We start from the raw sequence: 15466 nt of genomic DNA, 5'->3' as shown, positions 1-15466 counted from the left end.
GCCCAGAGCATCAAACGGTCAATGGAAAGGCAAGTAAATTAGGATATAACCAGGAACACCTTACAAAATGGAACTATAGAGAGTTTCAATTGAAAATTAAGAGATGAATGCCTGAATGAACATCTATTTCTCCACTTGAAAGATGCTGAAAGGAAAATTGGGAATTAGCGAAAAGAATACAATGAGGTTAGACCTCATAGTACCCAAAAAGGAATGACACCAAAAGAAATGATGATGGCTGAAAAAGCTTTAAAAGTGACTGGAACTTCTATTTAAAATTGGTAAAATAAAAGGGGCAAGGTCAGACTCATTTGCCTAATGTCTTTATGAGTTATTTTATCTTCGATTGGTGAAAAACTATCTGACATGCCTGATCGTAGGATTCTTTCTCATCAACTTTGGCAGGTCCAAAAGGATTTAATTCATCTTCTGCAACAAAATAAAGATTTCCTTTATACATTTCACCTGCGCAGTAATCCGGATAAAAAAGTTGTTTTCCTTCTTGTGAAGTGGGATAAATATTAAGCGTTAGATTTTCAGGCAAAAAAGGCGAGTTATCTAAATATGGTATCAGTTCGACATTATTGTTTATTTCATTAATGTATTTCATAGAAATTTCGATTAAAAGTCTTCTTAATTCATTTCTGGAAAGAACTCCATGGTGTGAGAAGTTAACAATTGAATCTTTTGTATGGTAAAGCATTTTAACACCAGATCCGTATAAAAGCAGTCCATATTTGTTTTGAACTTCATTAACAAAACGATTATTCATATCTTGAGCTAATGCGATATATTCAAGTTCATCTTCTGAAATACATAAATGTGAAACAAAAATAAAACTCACAGCAAAAAGAATAAGTAAATTGTGTTTCATAATTTATCTCCTTTTGATTTGTCTTAATGTTCCGGTAATAGCACTACAATAAGTGGGGCTATTAAAGCAGTGATCTATAGGAATTGTCCAAGGTGATTTAAAATATGCTTCATTCAATTTTCATCGTTTTTTTAAAAAGCAATCTGAGGTGCGAAAGTAGAATAGAGCTAATCTTGTATTCATAAAACTCAATTGCTATTTTGTAGGAGCTCATTTTTTTTATTATTTAGTTTTTTATCTTCATACTGTTGAAAAACTATCTCACGTGCCTGTTCATAAGATTCTTTTTCTTCAAGTTTGGAGGCCCCTAAAGGATTCATCTCATCGTCGGCAACAAAATAAAGGTTTCCTTTGAACAGTTCCCCTGCACAATAGTTGGGATAAAAAACTTCATCTGCATCTTTAGACATTACATAAATATTAAGACTTAAATTTTCCGATAAAAAAGGATAATTATCCAAGAATGGTCTTAATTCAAGATTATTGTTTATTCTATCTAAATATTGGATTGAAAGTTCAATTAAAAGTTTTCTTAATACATCCTTGGAAAGAATTCCATAATGGGTAAAGGTGAAAGATAAGCCTTTTACATTCTCCATTAATTTTCCGCCAAATCCGGTTAAAAAAAGCTTATGTTCATTCTGAATTTTGCTTATGAAAGGTTTATTCATCTCTTTAACTAATTGAATATAATCAGGCTGATTCTCGCTCAAGCACAAATGAGAAAAAAAAACAAAACTCAAAACAAAAAAAATAGATAAAGATTTTTTCATGATTTAAACCCTTTTATACTCTCTGAATGTTCCTTTAATAGCGCTTTTATAAGTCTTACTTTTTAAAGAATGGTCTATTGGCAGCATATAGTTAGATTTTAATTCAATTATGGTGCCTTGGCTTAAAGCTGACCTTCATTTATTTTTCGAATCGCTTCTTCATATGTTTCTTCTTCAACAACTTTGTGAGTTCCAATAGGTGTGAACTCGTCATTCGACAAAAATCTAAGCCTTCCATAACAAGAAGAAGCAGCTGTATAATCAGGGAAAAGGTTCATTTTTCTTTTAGCAGAGTAGAGAGAAACGCCAATCCAAACATCATTCGGTGTAAAGGGGTAAACTTCTAAATAGGGTAAAAGCTCACTATTTCTATTGATTTCTTGAAGATAAAGTTCAGTGAGATCAACTAAAAGTTTTCTTAATTCATTTTTAGATAAAATATGTTGATTGCAATATTCAAGATCAATTACCAATGCACAGACTTTAGGTTCTAATCCACCGCCACTTCCCAGATATTTTAAGCCATATTTTTCTCTAACTTGTTCAATAAATTTATGCTCACTTTCCTTAATTAAGGAGAGATGGGTCGAAGGTTCATTAGATTGAAGCCATATTAGGTTTATTGATAATGTAAGGATAAGGGATAAAAATTTCATATTACTGCTTTTTGTGTTGTGTTTCAATTTTTCAATAATTTAGTTTTTATTTTTTGATTCCTGAAACCTATCTCACATTCTTTTCTTAGAATTCTTTTTAAATGTGGCAGGGTCGAAAGAATGTAATAAGTCTTCAATAAAATAAAGACTTTCCAAATGCATTCCTCTACACAGTTGATCCGGATAAAAATTTTGAGTTACTACTTGAGAAGTGAGATAAATATTATCCATTAAATTTAATGGCAAAAAAAGAGAGATATCTAAATATGATCTCATTTTGACAATATTGTTTATTACTTTAATATACTTCATAGAAACTTCGATTAACATTCCTATTAATTCATTTTTGGAAAGAATTAGTGATGGAAGAAGCAAATAATTACATCTATTGATGTTGTAGAACATTTTTAAACCAGATCCAAATAAGATTACCCATAGTCGTTTTGAACATATTAATAAAAGAAATTATTATACCACTTGATAACGAGGTATTGTCAGACTCATTGTTTGATGTGCGCATGAGAAACAACAATAACATTCATAATTAAAAAAAGTAATTTAAATTTTATATTTACCTACTTTTAAATTGTCTGAATGCTCCTTTAATTGCACTCCAGTAAGTTGGGCTATTAAAACTGTGATCGACAGGAATTAACCAAGGTGATTTCAACTCCATGACAGTTCCTTGTCTACAAGCCATGTCATAGCCAGGAGTATCATTGTTGGGAACTAGGTCATTACTAACGTAATGTTGAACGTAACAACAGTTTTTAATGTCAATGAAAGCCGCGGGAGCTATTGCAATTACAATAATTCTTTTTCTTAATTCGTCAGGATACGACATTAATGCGTTTCTAGTATGAATAGCTCCTTGACTATGACAGTAATGTAAAATAAAACCTTTAGGACCTATTTCGTCAAATCGTTTATCCCAGTGTTCTCTAAGCTTTTTGGAAGGATTTGTTTCAACATATTCTGTATTCAATCTACATTCAAATAAATTTAAAATTGTTCCATGACAATTATTATATACTCCAGAAATGCAATAACCCTCACAGCATTCCTTTAAATAGTCCAACGTATTCATAAAATCAGCATGTGTATTATTAATTCCATTTATAAAAGTAATAGCCCTATCTTTAAAGGATATACCTTCAATTGAATCCTCTCTGGAAAATGTTCCATTGCTATTTATGTACCCCATTCCTGGTTTTTTGCTTTCCTCAAAAAGAATAGATTCATAATCAAGAAAAACTAAATTATTAGGGCCTGCTTCATTCATTGCTTTGGTAAAGCAATCCATCTTCATAATAGAGTTAGAAGGGTAATCTTGAGAAATATCAGTTAAGAAATCTATATTATTAAAATAGTATTCTCCAAAGTAGCCGTAGGCATCAAAGATGGTCAAAGGCTGGTTTTTGACATACGCATAGAGGTTGGGTCCGTCATAGTCTCCAAGGGGATCTTTGGTTATCCAGCGGCCTTCTTCAGGGTCATAGTATCGTCTACCGAAGAATATAAGTCCGGATTCAAGGTCTAAGCGTTTGTTTGAGTAACCCCAAGGAAGGCATTTGATATTGGATGAGAGGATTTTTTGATTTCCGTAGGCATCGTATTGAATGTTGCTTGCAAGTTCTCCTGTTTCCATTTCAACAAGATAGCTTATGCAGCCTTTGTGGTCATTAATCGTTGCGTAAAAGCCTGATTCAAACTCTATTGCTAGAGTGGATTTATAATCTTCAGCTGCAGGGTTCTTTAAAACTCTAAAAGAAGATATTTCTCCTTTAGAGTTAAAAGATCCAATTTCATTATCAAAACAGTATAAATATTTTTCATAATGGATGTTTCCATTGGAATCTTTAACTGTTTTTGAAAGCCTTCGATTAAAAGGGTCATAACTATAAGAGGCTTCTATTTGATTATTTTTATAGGAAGTTAACCTGCCAAGAGCATCATAAGCGTATGTAAAAGTGTCATTGCCTTTCATTTGATAGATTAAGTTACCATCAAGATCGTACTTATAAGATGAGTTATCTCCCTTAGATTCTATTTGATTTAATTCATTAATCTCATAAAGCTCATCATTTTTTTGAAGACGATTATTAAAGGCATCATACTTATAGGTATTGGTGAAAGACCCTTTTTCCTCAGTTAATTGATAGAGCTCATCATAAGAGAAATTTTCTTGATAAGTACTGTTTTCAATCTGAGTTTCTTTTTGGATTATATTACCTGCTCTATCGTAAGTAAGTTCTTCTGACCAATTATCTGATCTTGTGCTTTCAAGCCTACCCATTTTATCGTACTTATAGCTTAGTGTCAGATGAGGTTGGCTTTCTTTAATAAGTCTGCCGGAAAGGTCATATTTATCAACATGATACTGATATCTTTGGCGATGATTGGAGTTGCATCTTGTGATTTTAGATAGTTGCCCTGCGTTATACTCGTAGTCGACCGAGGAGTTGTCTGGAAGATTTAAGCTGGTGATTCGACCCAAATAGTCATAACTATATTTTGTCGATAATCCATTACCGAGAGTTTCTTTTACTAACCGATTTTCTTGGTCAAACTCACGATAAGTTGTAGAATTATTTAGTAAATCAACAATTCTAATGGGGTTATCGAGTAGATCATATTCAAAAGCTGTATGAATCGTTCCATCGCTAGATCGAATCTCTTTAGAACGCCCTAAATCGTCATAAAGATAGATAAAAGACAGGCCGCTTGGTTTTAAAACAGCTTCTTTTAAGCCCTTTTCATTGAAGATAACTTCAGTTTTAACTTTTTTGTTACTTTGAGTAGATTCTAAAATTGAGATAAGACGTCCTGCAGAATCATACTGCCGCTCAGTGATATTAGTTTTTGATTTATCGCCTAGAAAACTTGTTTCAATATTTTTAACCACATTTCCTAGCCCGTCATAAAAATATTCGTTTCGATAAAGAACTTCATTTAGAGCGTTGCATCTATCAAGAACCGCATCTTGTCCAAGGGTATTTTTTTCAATTCGATGGATGTGGCCATTGGCATCCACAATTTCAACAAGAAGCACATGTTGTCCATAAGCATTTTGATAATTATAGTTATAAAATGTTTTAGTTTTATTGCCATCAGCGGTTTTAATTTCTACAATTTCATTGAAGGCATTATAGGTGGTTTCAATTATTTCTTCTCCATTTTCACCAAACTGGATATCTTTAATTTTTCTTCCTAAAGCGTCATAGACAAATTGTTTTTTTAAAACATCTTCACCGTCTAAGGCTTCTGTACGCTCTTCTATAACTCGGTCTAAAAGATCGTATTCTTTTATTTGACAAATGGCTTCTATTTCATTTTGGTAAGTGATTATTTTATGTAATCGATCAAGAGCATCATATTCATAAAGTTCTTTAAATAGATTTTTTTGCTTTGAGATAATTTTGCCTGCAAAATCATACTCATATTTAGTCTCAACACCTAACGCATCTGTCTCAGACATAAGATGGAAAGCGTTGTATTTGTGAGAAGTTTCTTTTAATTTGTTTCCGAAACAATCAGAAAAGGTTGTTTTTATAATTCTTCCAAGATAATCATGTTCGAACGTATAGGTGTTACCGAGATGATCAACGGACTTTATCAATGTCCCATCAAGGGCATATTCATTTCGCTCTTCAGTGCCATCAGGATTTATTTGATGATAAGGCTTTCCTCTAACATTGCTTTCTGTTTTTTTCTCACCTCCAATGGCGTCAACAGTACGATTAACGGCATCTAAAACATCATATTCAACGCGGGTAGTTGGCCTGCTTAAATTCCCGTGTATGTCTGGAATTTCGGGAAGTTCAGTTTTAATTAATCTACCAAATTCGTCATAGGTAAAGTCTGTTCTATTTCCAAAATGATCGGTTTCACCAATTTTTTGACTGCATTTATCATAGAAATAATTTCGTGAAAGGCTATTTCCGGGTTCAAAATAAAGCTCTTCTTTTACCAATCGATTGCAGTGATCGTAGGTGTAGTAAATTTCATTTTCTGTAAGAGGTCCTTTCTTAGAGATAAGATTATTGAAGTTATCATATTCATAAGTGATTGAAGATCCCATTGCATCTATTTCACTTATTAAACGACCTCTTGAATCATATTCCCATTTTTTAGAGAAAGCAAAATTCCCTTCTTTATCGAAAACATCTTCCTGAGTTAAAAAGCCATCGGGTGAATAAGTATTAACAATTTTTTTCTGCTGTACTTCTTGATTTAGTGAAAAGTCATAAACATAATGAATGATTTCTTTAGGCAAACCTTTGGGATATATTTGTGTTGGGTGCACAAGCTTAATATGCCTTTCTGTAACTTCGGTCAGACTTTCTAAATCCTGTGAGGAGCCATCATCTTTAACTTCTTTAATTAAAAAGCCGTTTTCGTCGTATTCATAAAAAAATCTCTCTATAATTTTTCCATCAGCTATCATGTACTTTGCTTTACAGTTAGAGCTTCCTGGGTAATATGAAAAGCAAGTTTTTTTCTTACCGTCATCCTCTTCTAAAACATTATTTAGTCCATCATCACTATAAATATAGCTTTTTTCATAGATTTCTACGCCATTCATTGTAGGGATATTATAGAAATCAAATTCAACAGGCATAAAATTGCTTCCTGTTAAATTACCGTAAAGTTTTATTTTGGTTACATTTCCGACATTATCATAAGTATACTGGGTGAAGACTTTACCAAAATTATTATCATCAATAACTCCATAACCAACTAAATGTCCTTCTGCATAAAAAGAACCGTGTTTGGCAAAGTTCATTATTTTTTTGCGATAGAGGCTATATTCACCTGAAAAACCTTTATATTGTTCAATTTTTTCTAAATGGGAATTGTTATACCGATATATATTCTTGCGTCCTAAGGCATCTTTTACAGTGGTAAGACCATCGCAAACACCATTATGTAAAACTTTATCAAAACCATAATGGAAAGTGTAGAGAGCGCAAGGCTCTCCCATTAAACCCAAAGGACGAATCACCTCTTTAACTTTAGCATAATTGTGATTGTAGAGATTATTAGAATCTCTTTTTTTCTCTTTATAGTAATTGATTTTTGTAAATTGATTAGCTGAATGGGATTTTTCTACGATTCGATGGACTTTATAGCCGGAAAGAGTTTCATAATTTTCATATTTATAGTCAATTTTAAGGGCGAAATCACTTTCAACAGATGAAATAAAAGCACACTCTTTATTTCCACCATTAGTTAACCGTGTATAATTCCATCTTACTTTTTTTCCTGATGGTAAAAAGATATTGGTACCACTTTTTTGAAAATGAAAATCTAAAGAAGCAAGATGTTCATTTTTAGGACTAACCAAGGTAACTTGTGAGATATTTACGTTATTATCATAATTATAAATATATTTAAAATTATTTGGTTTTCTATAAGCGGATAAATAAAAACAATGATGCTTATTATATTTATACTCGAAGGTTTCGCCAGCACCTGTTTTTAATACCCAACCTTCATTAAATGAACAAAGGTGATTCCCTAGGTTAGTCTTTCCACTTGGAGTCCCTCCTGAGCTATTGGTGAGTCCTTTTTTCCACATAGCTGGATCAATTTTTAAATTCTGATCCGTTGGTGATTCATAATCTAAAATAGCACCCTCCCCGCTTCTAATGAGAAGAGAGGTTTTATATTTGTCTCTAATTCCAGTATTGCCAGGAAGATTTTGTTTTTCGCAAACTACACCATGATGATTAAAATTCCATCCCCAGCATGCTGCCCCAAGATAGTAATTAGAACTAGAATAATTTCTTTCAATGTGAAAAGGTTCAATGCCCGGAATGATGATATCTGTTGATGATTCAAAAAAATCGCCGCTAACAGTATTCACGCAACCCGCAACAATTGCCGAAGGAAGCCCTTCATAATTAATTAACGAGTGTTGTTGGATGAGGTCATTCTCATTTTCACTAAAAAGGGAAATATTGGTTAGAACAAGCAAAAAACAGATAAATTTTTTCATGAAATGAGCTCTATAGAATCAATTTTAATTGGTTTAAATATCAAAATTAAAAAGGAAAACCACGCGTTATACAGAAAATAGAATTTTAATTTACACCCTAAAATAGTGTGCAAGGCAGGTGTAAGTTCTTATTTTATTTAAAATAAGAGGTTTGAGTTTAAGAAATAAAATTAATTAAAAAAGAATCTATGTTGTTGATGTTAAAAGAAATAAAATGACTTTGATCTGAGAGGCCTTTAGTGTTTCCATTATAATACAAAAAGCCTTACGAGCACTTTCATAAGGCTTTTTTCCTAGTAAGCGATAATAACCCAAGATTTCTTGTTGTGATACGCTCTATAGAGAGACCCCTAAAGGATATTTGAATACGAATTCATAGGGTATCAATTTCTACAAAATCCAACCCAATTTCAATTTTTGGGTAGTTTTGTAGATTTTATTTAACATCATTACTTAGCTTGGTATTCACTTCAAGCCAATGATTGATTTTCATTAAAAGATCGGAAAATGAAGGAGGAAGAGCTTCCTTGCTTTCTGTGTGCAAATTTTCAGCTACTCACTCCAAAAATTTTGCAAACGGGTGATTTCATTGATCTTTCAGCTAAGTTTGGAGTTCTTCACTTTTCTTTTGAAGAGATGCTTTCAAGAGATTGCTCATTCCTTTAACCCCACCGGGGCCTTTCATCGAATATTCACCGTTAGCTACACCGGCCTCGATCACTAATTGTTTAAGCGAATTTGCAAGTTCTTCGCCCAAAAGAGAGACCTCTGTAGAATGCAGTAATTGTTCTTGCGCAGTTAGTTTGAAAAGAGACCTAGGTCCACCTATTCCGGGAGCTGCGTTGTATTCAAGTTCAAGTATGCAGGATTGAATTTTTGCTAGGAAGTCTTTTAGGGTTTTGGCTTTCTGAATTTTTGCCTCTCGTTTGTCGAGCCATAATTGCCAGAGCCAGTTGCCAGCAAGAGTAGCAACTATAAAGAGAAAGAAATCAGAGATATAGTTCATTTGTTGCATTACCTCTTAATACATAGCACAAGGGATAAAAATAAGGACTTAAGAAAAGCGGTCAAGCCTTCATAAGTCCTAGAGAGAAAAGAATCTGAGTGAGAGGATTCGAACCTCCGACCCCTTGCACCCCATGCAAGTGCGCTAGCCAAGCTGCGCTACACCCAGATATAAATTAGATAGACTGCAAGCCTTCAAATTGGTATTTCGGCTGCTCTTTGATGTCTTTAGAAGCGATCCTTGCACAGGAATCAATAATCTTCTCAAGAGAGTCGCTTAAATCTACTTCCGCCGCATTCATGTCGACAGAAATCGAAGCGTTATAAGTTGTCCCGCCGCGAATGCCAGTCACTATAAAGTTCACAAACATCCCGGTTTTTTTGCGGGAAATATTTTTAAATCGAATCTGATTATTTTCGGCGATGTTTTTCATTAAACCCATTCATTTTAGTAAAAAGTCACTTGGGCAATTTTAGCGAAAAAAAGCCTTTACGGTCAATTGGTTTTACTGTTTAAAAAAAAGGAATCGTCTTTATACTTCTTTTCTTCACTTAAGTAAATATGAGCGTTTATGAACCACCCTATATTTTCAGGACTCGACAAAAGTTGGCTTGAAGTTCTTAAAGACGAAATCGAAAAACCTTATCTCAAAGAATTACTTAACTTTGTCGACAAAGAACGTTTAGGGAATGTTCCTATTTATCCTAAGGAAGAGCATGTCTTAAACGCTCTTAATTATACCCCCTATTCCAAGGTTCGTGTCGTAATTGTCGGACAAGACCCCTATCATGGTCCCGGCCAAGCTCACGGGCTTTCTTTCAGCGTTCCCGAAGGAATAAAAGAGCCGCCTTCTCTTCAAAATATTTTTAAGGAGCTAGAAAGCGACCTTGGGATCTTAAAGCCTAAAAATGGTTATTTAAGGAAATGGGCCGAACAAGGCGTCCTTCTTCTTAATGCCACGCTTACAGTTCAAGAAGCAAAACCTCTATCCCATTTCGGGAGAGGATGGGAATTGTTTACAACTGCCATTCTTTCTAAAGTTTATGAAAAAAATGAGCCGGTCGTTTTTATTTTGTGGGGAAAAAACGCAGTGGATAAGTGTCTTCTTGCAAAAGAACAATCGGATAAAAAAGAAGTAAAGAACCATTATCTTATTAAATCAGCCCACCCTTCTCCCTTATCCGCTTATCGCGGATTCTTTGGTAGCCGCCCTTTCTCAAAAACCAATGAAATTTTTCATGAACTTTCTAGACCACTTATAGACTGGCGTTTATAAAACGGTTTTAAAAAAATAAATTCACAAACATTCATTGTTATACTTTTGTTCATAACTTACGATAACTTGTTCAATGTTTTAAAATTTTTAAAACAAATGAACATTAATGAACGGTTCATAAACAAGCTATAAACAAAAGGCGCTCGAGGAAAAAAAGCCCCTTATGAACAATCCCACAACAAGATAAGAAGAAGAGATAATATAAATATAATAGAATTCTTCTTCAGTTCATGTGTGAAAAAAAAGGAAAAAAAAAGAAAATTTCTTAAAAGGAATCGTTGCGGGAATTTTGTTTATAACTTGTCACTTTATCAACAAAATCAAGCAGTTTCCTCTTTTTTTTCTTTATGATTATGTCATAAATTCGAGGTTATCTTAAAAAAGCGAACAACTAATCCACAATTTTTCTCATCTTAAGTCAATGATCCCCATAAACTTTGCGAAGATATGAACACATTTAACAACAACTTAAGAAGAGGAAATATTAAATAGATAAAATATATCTTCTTTTAAAGGTGTGGAAAAATTGCAAACAACTCTTGCTTTTAACTGTTGAAAAAAAGAAGATATCCCTTGAAAATACAGGGAAAATCGTCGTTCATAAGGGCCGCTTCGTGAATTTTTTTAGACCTCAACAACTCTTCCAAAAGAAGGATTCTTTCCTGACCTCTTTCTTTGATCGTTTTGAGTGGCCGTGGGAATTGCTGCCGGAAATTCATTCTTTTTTATTAACGCTTCCCCTTGGCGACATTAAATCAAAAATCCCGGATGGGGTTTATCTTGAAAATAGGGAATCTATCTCAATAGAAGAGGACTGCATCATTGAGAGCGGCGCTTTTATTAGAGGACCCTGCTTCATCGGTAGAGGTTCTGAGATTAGACACGGCGCTTATATCCGCGGCGATGTCATTGCGGGTGAAAAAGTGGTCATCGGGCACACCACCGAAGTTAAAAATGCCATCTTTTGCAGCCACGCAAAAGCGGCTCACTTTGCTTATATCGGGGATTCTATTTTAGGTGAAAATGTGAACCTCGGGGCCGGAACTAAGTGCGCGAATTTAAAATTTGATCACTCGGCAGTTAGCGTACGCACTCAAGATCAAACCTTTGAAACGGGCTTAAAGAAAATGGGAGCCTTTTTTGGCGCTGATGCTCAAACCGGTTGCAATACCGTAACTAACCCAGGAACCATTTTTTTAAGAAACGCGAAATCTTATCCAAACTCAACGGTTTGCGGTGTCGTTCCCGAAAATCATATTTTCATTAAAAGAAATGAATTTAAGCCTGTTTAACGCGATAACTAAGGTTTTACCGGTTTAGATACCTAAATTCTCTAAAAATGGCTTAGATCGAATTTAATGGGGTTTTTTAAGCTATCGAAATGGGGGCCTTCTTAAATGAAGAGCCAATAGCATTTAATTCTTCTTGGCTTCATTCCCAAGAAAAAGCTCCAAGTCAAAGAGATAGAAAAGCTGCCAAAAAATTGAATGCTGGTAAGCAAATCAAAAAAGTTTCGTAAGAATGAATTAAAAAATTGCCGAATTGATAAGTTCAACGAAAGAGAAAGCTAAATTTACCAATTGAACTTTAGCGGCAACTATCTTTTCAAGAGGGCGATCGGTCTTTCTAGGGTTCTAATTATTTTGGAATAAGGGGTGTTTACCCCAAGATTGACGCGGGTGACTTAAGCTATTGGAATCAAGAAAAATGGCCATCGGTCAAAAGTTTTCCTCTTTAGTTTTTGAATCAAGATTTTTATCTTGGGAGATTGTTTCAGGGGTTCTAAGAGCGCTTGTGTTGATGTAGGGAAACGTTGTATTAGCAGCCCTTTGCAATTGATTCCAGTAACCGCGATCTAACCATCCCCATGAGCCATTCCAGAAGATTATAAAGGTGATAATGCCCCATATAGGCAGCACACCATAAAGAATCAAAAGACGTTTCGGGACCTTTCCGTGGGCTGATGTGATGTTTTCGGCGTAATGGTCTAGTTCATGGTGTTCATCTTTCATTTGAGTCTCCATCCTTAAAAGGTTCTTCAAGCATTAGGTTTGCAGCTTCCTCATCAAAGTTAAGCTTGCCATTTCTCCAAAGCAATATAAAAATGATGAAGGCCCCTATAAAGGAAGCCACCATAAAGCTTATGGCTACAAGCGTTCCGAAAAAGCCGGCATCGTCGCCAGATAACGTCATGGCAAATGCCCTCTTCCTTCAATGATATCGATCGTTCGAACCGGATCTTTACCTAGCCACCAAGCTTCAGTCGGCGGTGTGATCCTTGTGCCTTTTGTCATCAAGTACTGAAAAATAGCTTCAAACTTATAATTAGGAACACCGATGGCAGTCGGGTTAGTTCCTCTAGGATCGTTATCAAAAAAATGTTGAAACGCAGGCATAATAGATCCCGGACTTTCTGTTTTGGGAGACCAAAAGTGAGATTTATGCCAGTCTCTACTGGGCCTTTTTACACCAACCCTTGACATGTCCGGGCCGTTACGTTTTGTGCCGGGAAAAGTAATCGTTTGATAAATGTATTCATTAGGAGAGGATGGCGGAGCCGGGTAGGATTCAGAACCGTTTAAAACTGTATCTTGAACAAGGGTTCTTGTTTGGTCAGTATGGCAGTACCAGCACCCTTCAATAGAGTAAATATGCTCGCCAAGTTCAATCAGCTCTTTTCTTGATAGAAAACCTAGCTCATGGCTTTTTAATTCTTCTAAAGAGGAAATAGAATTTCCCTCGGGATGATAAGTCCAGCCTTCATCCGGCCCAAATTTGTAGCGTTTAACGCGGTACTCAATTGGGTTATTAATATAGATTACGCCATGATCCTTATGGTATGGATGAGAGGCCTCGCTATTTAAAAGAACAAACTTACCCTCATCCACCCAGTTTTCAAGGAAAACTGAGGAGCCACCTAGCGCAAAGACTTCTTTAGCGGGAGGCCTATATAATTCAAAAACAAGGAAATCGGGGGGGAAATCACTTTCACTATGATCTGCTGCCCATTTATCTTTTAGCTCATTTTTTATTTCTTTCGTTTTGGCTTGCAGACTTTCACTCGGGTTTCTTAATAGCAGTATCTCGCTTGTCAGCTTTAATTGAGGGTCTTCTTTTTTTGTGATAAATTTGGATAGCTCATCATCAGCTAAAATCTTTATTGTATCGGTCTCTTGAAACGCAATTAAAGAAAAACCCTCTTTCAAGTGATAGACAGTCTGTATGTCCGCTGTTTTTTTTGTAGAACTTGAAATGTAGACATTAGGGTCAGAAATTTCATACATCTGTTTTTGATAGATGCTAGAAGGCTCTATCCAACTTGGATCTGTCATATAATTGGGGATAATAATAACAACTAAGAGAGCTGAAAAAAAGAGAAGAAACGCCATTATAAAAGTATACAATGCCGATTTTTCAACATTACTCATAAAATTCGGATTATCACTCATACGGCAGCCTGCTTTGGTTCATGCACAGAAATCCTGGGTTTTAGGATAATCGTATTGAAAACATTGGTTACAAAAATTAAGTTGGCGAAAAGAATAATAACACCGCCAATTAATCTCATGGTCCACCAAGGATGCATTTCAGCTATAGTATCAACAAATGTCATTTGCGTTAAATTATTATGGAATTCGGCATAAGTAGAACCATTTGCCCATGTAGCCCAAAGCATCCCTTGAAAAAAACCTCCGACCCATAAAGGGAGGATAAAAGGCAAGCTCCCGAACAAACTCAAGGTAAAATGCCAATTGGCCATACGGTTTGAGAAAAGTGGCTTTCCGGTTAAATGAGGAAGGGCTTGATAAATGCCGGCCGTCGCAAAAAAAGTAAATGTTGCATATAATGAAATATGAGAGTGGCCGATCACCCAATCAGTTTTAGAGGTGATTTCATTCACGTTCCTTAAGGCCATTAAAGGTCCTTGAATACAAGTCAGAAGGTAAAAAATATTACCCATCATAAGGAATCTGATGGGGGCGCTCTCCACATATTTTTTCCAGTCGCTTTTCAGTGTGAAAAAAAGATTTTCAACGACTGTGAAAACCGGAATAAAGAGCCAAATCGAAAAAACGATGGATATACTCTGGAGCCACTGGGTCATGGGGCCGTGAATAATGTGATGCGTGCCAATCCAAGCGTAAACAAAGGCGATAGACCAAAAACCTATCATAGACATACGGTGGCTATAAATAGGTCTTCCTGATAGTTTTGGAAGAGCATAATATGCGATGGCAAGGCCCATCGGGGTGAATATCAAACCTACAAGATTGTGTACGTAAAAGAAGTTTAAATTCACCCTGGAGATCCCTCCTGGAACAAAATAGAGAAGCCAGCTTCCGATAATATAGGTAAACGTTGTCCAAATCATCGTCCCCATGGTGTACCAAAGAGAAACATACATTTTTTCATAGCGTCTTTTAGCGATGGTCATAAGAACGTTTGCAACCACCATAAGCCAGGCTGCTGTAAACAGGGTTTTTACCGGAATAAATGAAACCCAATTAGGAAGCTCGGCATATTCCCAGCCGTAATTCGTTCCAAAAGGATAAGAATATATGCCAATAATTAATCCCGTCCACCAAAGAGCTGCTGAAACCGCCCCTAAAGTGGGATTCCAAAGAGAAACACCGCACAGCCTCGGAACAAAATACAGAATTAAACCAACGTTGACAGATAAAAGCCAAAGAAGGGTGACATGGCCTACATGAACCGGACGAACTCTTCCAAAATGCAAATATTCCCCCTGAAAATAGTCAGGGTAGGTAAATCCATTAAAGGCTATAAATACACCAAAAGCCATCCCGACCCATAGAAAAAAGACAGCCGGATAAATGTAGAGTTTGGCCGGAAGATCATTGTATCTTTCTTGTATCATT

General features: G+C 35.3%; 12 protein-coding genes and 1 tRNA gene. 2 read left to right on the top strand and 11 right to left on the bottom strand.

Annotation, left to right across the window (positions count from 1 at the left end; all coding sequences use genetic code 11):
* Positions 1-331 precede the first annotated feature (331 nt).
* The 7 genes from CSEC_RS08315 to CSEC_RS08280 form a co-directional block, all read right to left on the bottom strand.
* Positions 332-874, bottom strand: a complete 543-nt coding sequence (locus tag CSEC_RS08315; protein WP_041017999.1) for a hypothetical protein — start codon at positions 872-874, stop codon at positions 332-334.
* A 188-nt stretch (positions 875-1062) separates the two neighbouring features.
* The gene (locus tag CSEC_RS08310; RefSeq protein ID WP_041017998.1) at positions 1063-1647 is read right to left on the bottom strand and encodes a hypothetical protein; all 585 of its coding nucleotides are present in this window, start codon (positions 1645-1647) and stop codon (positions 1063-1065) included.
* Between the two features lie 122 nt (positions 1648-1769).
* Positions 1770-2303, bottom strand: a complete 534-nt coding sequence (locus tag CSEC_RS08305) for a hypothetical protein (RefSeq protein WP_041017997.1) — start codon at positions 2301-2303, stop codon at positions 1770-1772.
* A gap of 571 nt (positions 2304-2874) precedes the next feature.
* Positions 2875-8304: an RHS repeat-associated core domain-containing protein gene (locus tag CSEC_RS08295; protein ID WP_041017995.1), complete on the bottom strand. Its 5430-nt coding sequence runs from the start codon at positions 8302-8304 to the stop codon at positions 2875-2877.
* Positions 8305-8905: 601 nt separating this feature from the next.
* Positions 8906-9319 (bottom strand): hypothetical protein, encoded by a 414-nt coding sequence (locus CSEC_RS08290; protein WP_041017994.1) that lies wholly within the window; start codon positions 9317-9319, stop codon positions 8906-8908.
* Positions 9320-9403: 84 nt separating this feature from the next.
* Positions 9404-9478 (bottom strand) — tRNA-Pro (locus CSEC_RS08285).
* 7 nt (positions 9479-9485) lie between these two features.
* On the bottom strand, positions 9486-9743 hold the full coding sequence (locus CSEC_RS08280; RefSeq protein ID WP_041017993.1) for a hypothetical protein: 258 nt from the start codon (positions 9741-9743) through the stop codon (positions 9486-9488).
* A gap of 150 nt (positions 9744-9893) precedes the next feature.
* Here CSEC_RS08280 and CSEC_RS08275 point away from each other — a divergent pair, with 150 nt between their 5' ends.
* Positions 9894-10586 (top strand): uracil-DNA glycosylase, encoded by a 693-nt coding sequence (locus CSEC_RS08275; RefSeq protein ID WP_041018148.1) that lies wholly within the window; start codon positions 9894-9896, stop codon positions 10584-10586.
* Positions 10587-11200: 614 nt separating this feature from the next.
* Complete coding sequence (locus tag CSEC_RS08270) at positions 11201-11878, top strand: LbetaH domain-containing protein (protein WP_161780977.1); 678 nt, start codon at positions 11201-11203, stop codon at positions 11876-11878.
* Positions 11879-12304: 426 nt separating this feature from the next.
* Here CSEC_RS08270 and CSEC_RS08265 read toward each other — a convergent pair whose 3' ends face one another.
* Genes CSEC_RS08265 through CSEC_RS08250 form a run of 4 tightly spaced genes read right to left on the bottom strand, consistent with a single transcriptional unit; the run spans position 12305 to position 15465 of the window.
* On the bottom strand, positions 12305-12598 hold the full coding sequence (locus CSEC_RS08265) for a hypothetical protein (RefSeq protein ID WP_053331922.1): 294 nt from the start codon (positions 12596-12598) through the stop codon (positions 12305-12307).
* A complete protein-coding gene (locus tag CSEC_RS08260) occupies positions 12588-12779 on the bottom strand; it encodes a hypothetical protein (protein WP_041017992.1) in 192 nt (63 codons plus the stop codon). Before CSEC_RS08260 ends, CSEC_RS08265 begins: the two co-directional genes overlap by 11 nt.
* A complete protein-coding gene (locus tag CSEC_RS08255; protein WP_041017991.1) occupies positions 12776-14035 on the bottom strand; it encodes a cbb3-type cytochrome c oxidase subunit II in 1260 nt (419 codons plus the stop codon). The genes CSEC_RS08260 and CSEC_RS08255 overlap by 4 nt, the downstream gene beginning before the upstream one ends.
* The gene (locus CSEC_RS08250) at positions 14032-15465 is read right to left on the bottom strand and encodes a cbb3-type cytochrome c oxidase subunit I (protein ID WP_041017990.1); all 1434 of its coding nucleotides are present in this window, start codon (positions 15463-15465) and stop codon (positions 14032-14034) included. The genes CSEC_RS08255 and CSEC_RS08250 overlap by 4 nt, the downstream gene beginning before the upstream one ends.
* Position 15466 lies beyond the last annotated feature (1 nt).

Origin of the sequence: Criblamydia sequanensis CRIB-18 (genome assembly GCF_000750955.1) — a bacterium.
GTDB classification, from domain to species: Bacteria; Chlamydiota; Chlamydiia; order Chlamydiales; family Criblamydiaceae; genus Criblamydia; species Criblamydia sequanensis.
The sequence above is the reverse complement of the archived record's forward strand: the minus strand, read 5'-3'. Positions and strand labels throughout refer to the sequence as shown.

Coding starts and splice junctions, on each gene's coding strand:
- CSEC_RS08315 (WP_041017999.1), bottom strand. CDS start 874: ATGAAACACAATTTACTTATTCTTTTTGCTGTGAGTTTTATTTTTGTT.
- CSEC_RS08310 (WP_041017998.1), bottom strand. CDS start 1,647: ATGAAAAAATCTTTATCTATTTTTTTTGTTTTGAGTTTTGTTTTTTTT.
- CSEC_RS08305 (WP_041017997.1), bottom strand. CDS start 2,303: ATGAAATTTTTATCCCTTATCCTTACATTATCAATAAACCTAATATGG.
- CSEC_RS08295 (WP_041017995.1), bottom strand. CDS start 8,304: ATGAAAAAATTTATCTGTTTTTTGCTTGTTCTAACCAATATTTCCCTT.
- CSEC_RS08290 (WP_041017994.1), bottom strand. CDS start 9,319: ATGCAACAAATGAACTATATCTCTGATTTCTTTCTCTTTATAGTTGCT.
- CSEC_RS08280 (WP_041017993.1), bottom strand. CDS start 9,743: ATGAAAAACATCGCCGAAAATAATCAGATTCGATTTAAAAATATTTCC.
- CSEC_RS08265 (WP_053331922.1), bottom strand. CDS start 12,598: ATGAAAGATGAACACCATGAACTAGACCATTACGCCGAAAACATCACA.
- CSEC_RS08260 (WP_041017992.1), bottom strand. CDS start 12,779: ATGACGTTATCTGGCGACGATGCCGGCTTTTTCGGAACGCTTGTAGCC.
- CSEC_RS08255 (WP_041017991.1), bottom strand. CDS start 14,035: ATGAGTGATAATCCGAATTTTATGAGTAATGTTGAAAAATCGGCATTG.
- CSEC_RS08250 (WP_041017990.1), bottom strand. CDS start 15,465: ATGATACAAGAAAGATACAATGATCTTCCGGCCAAACTCTACATTTAT.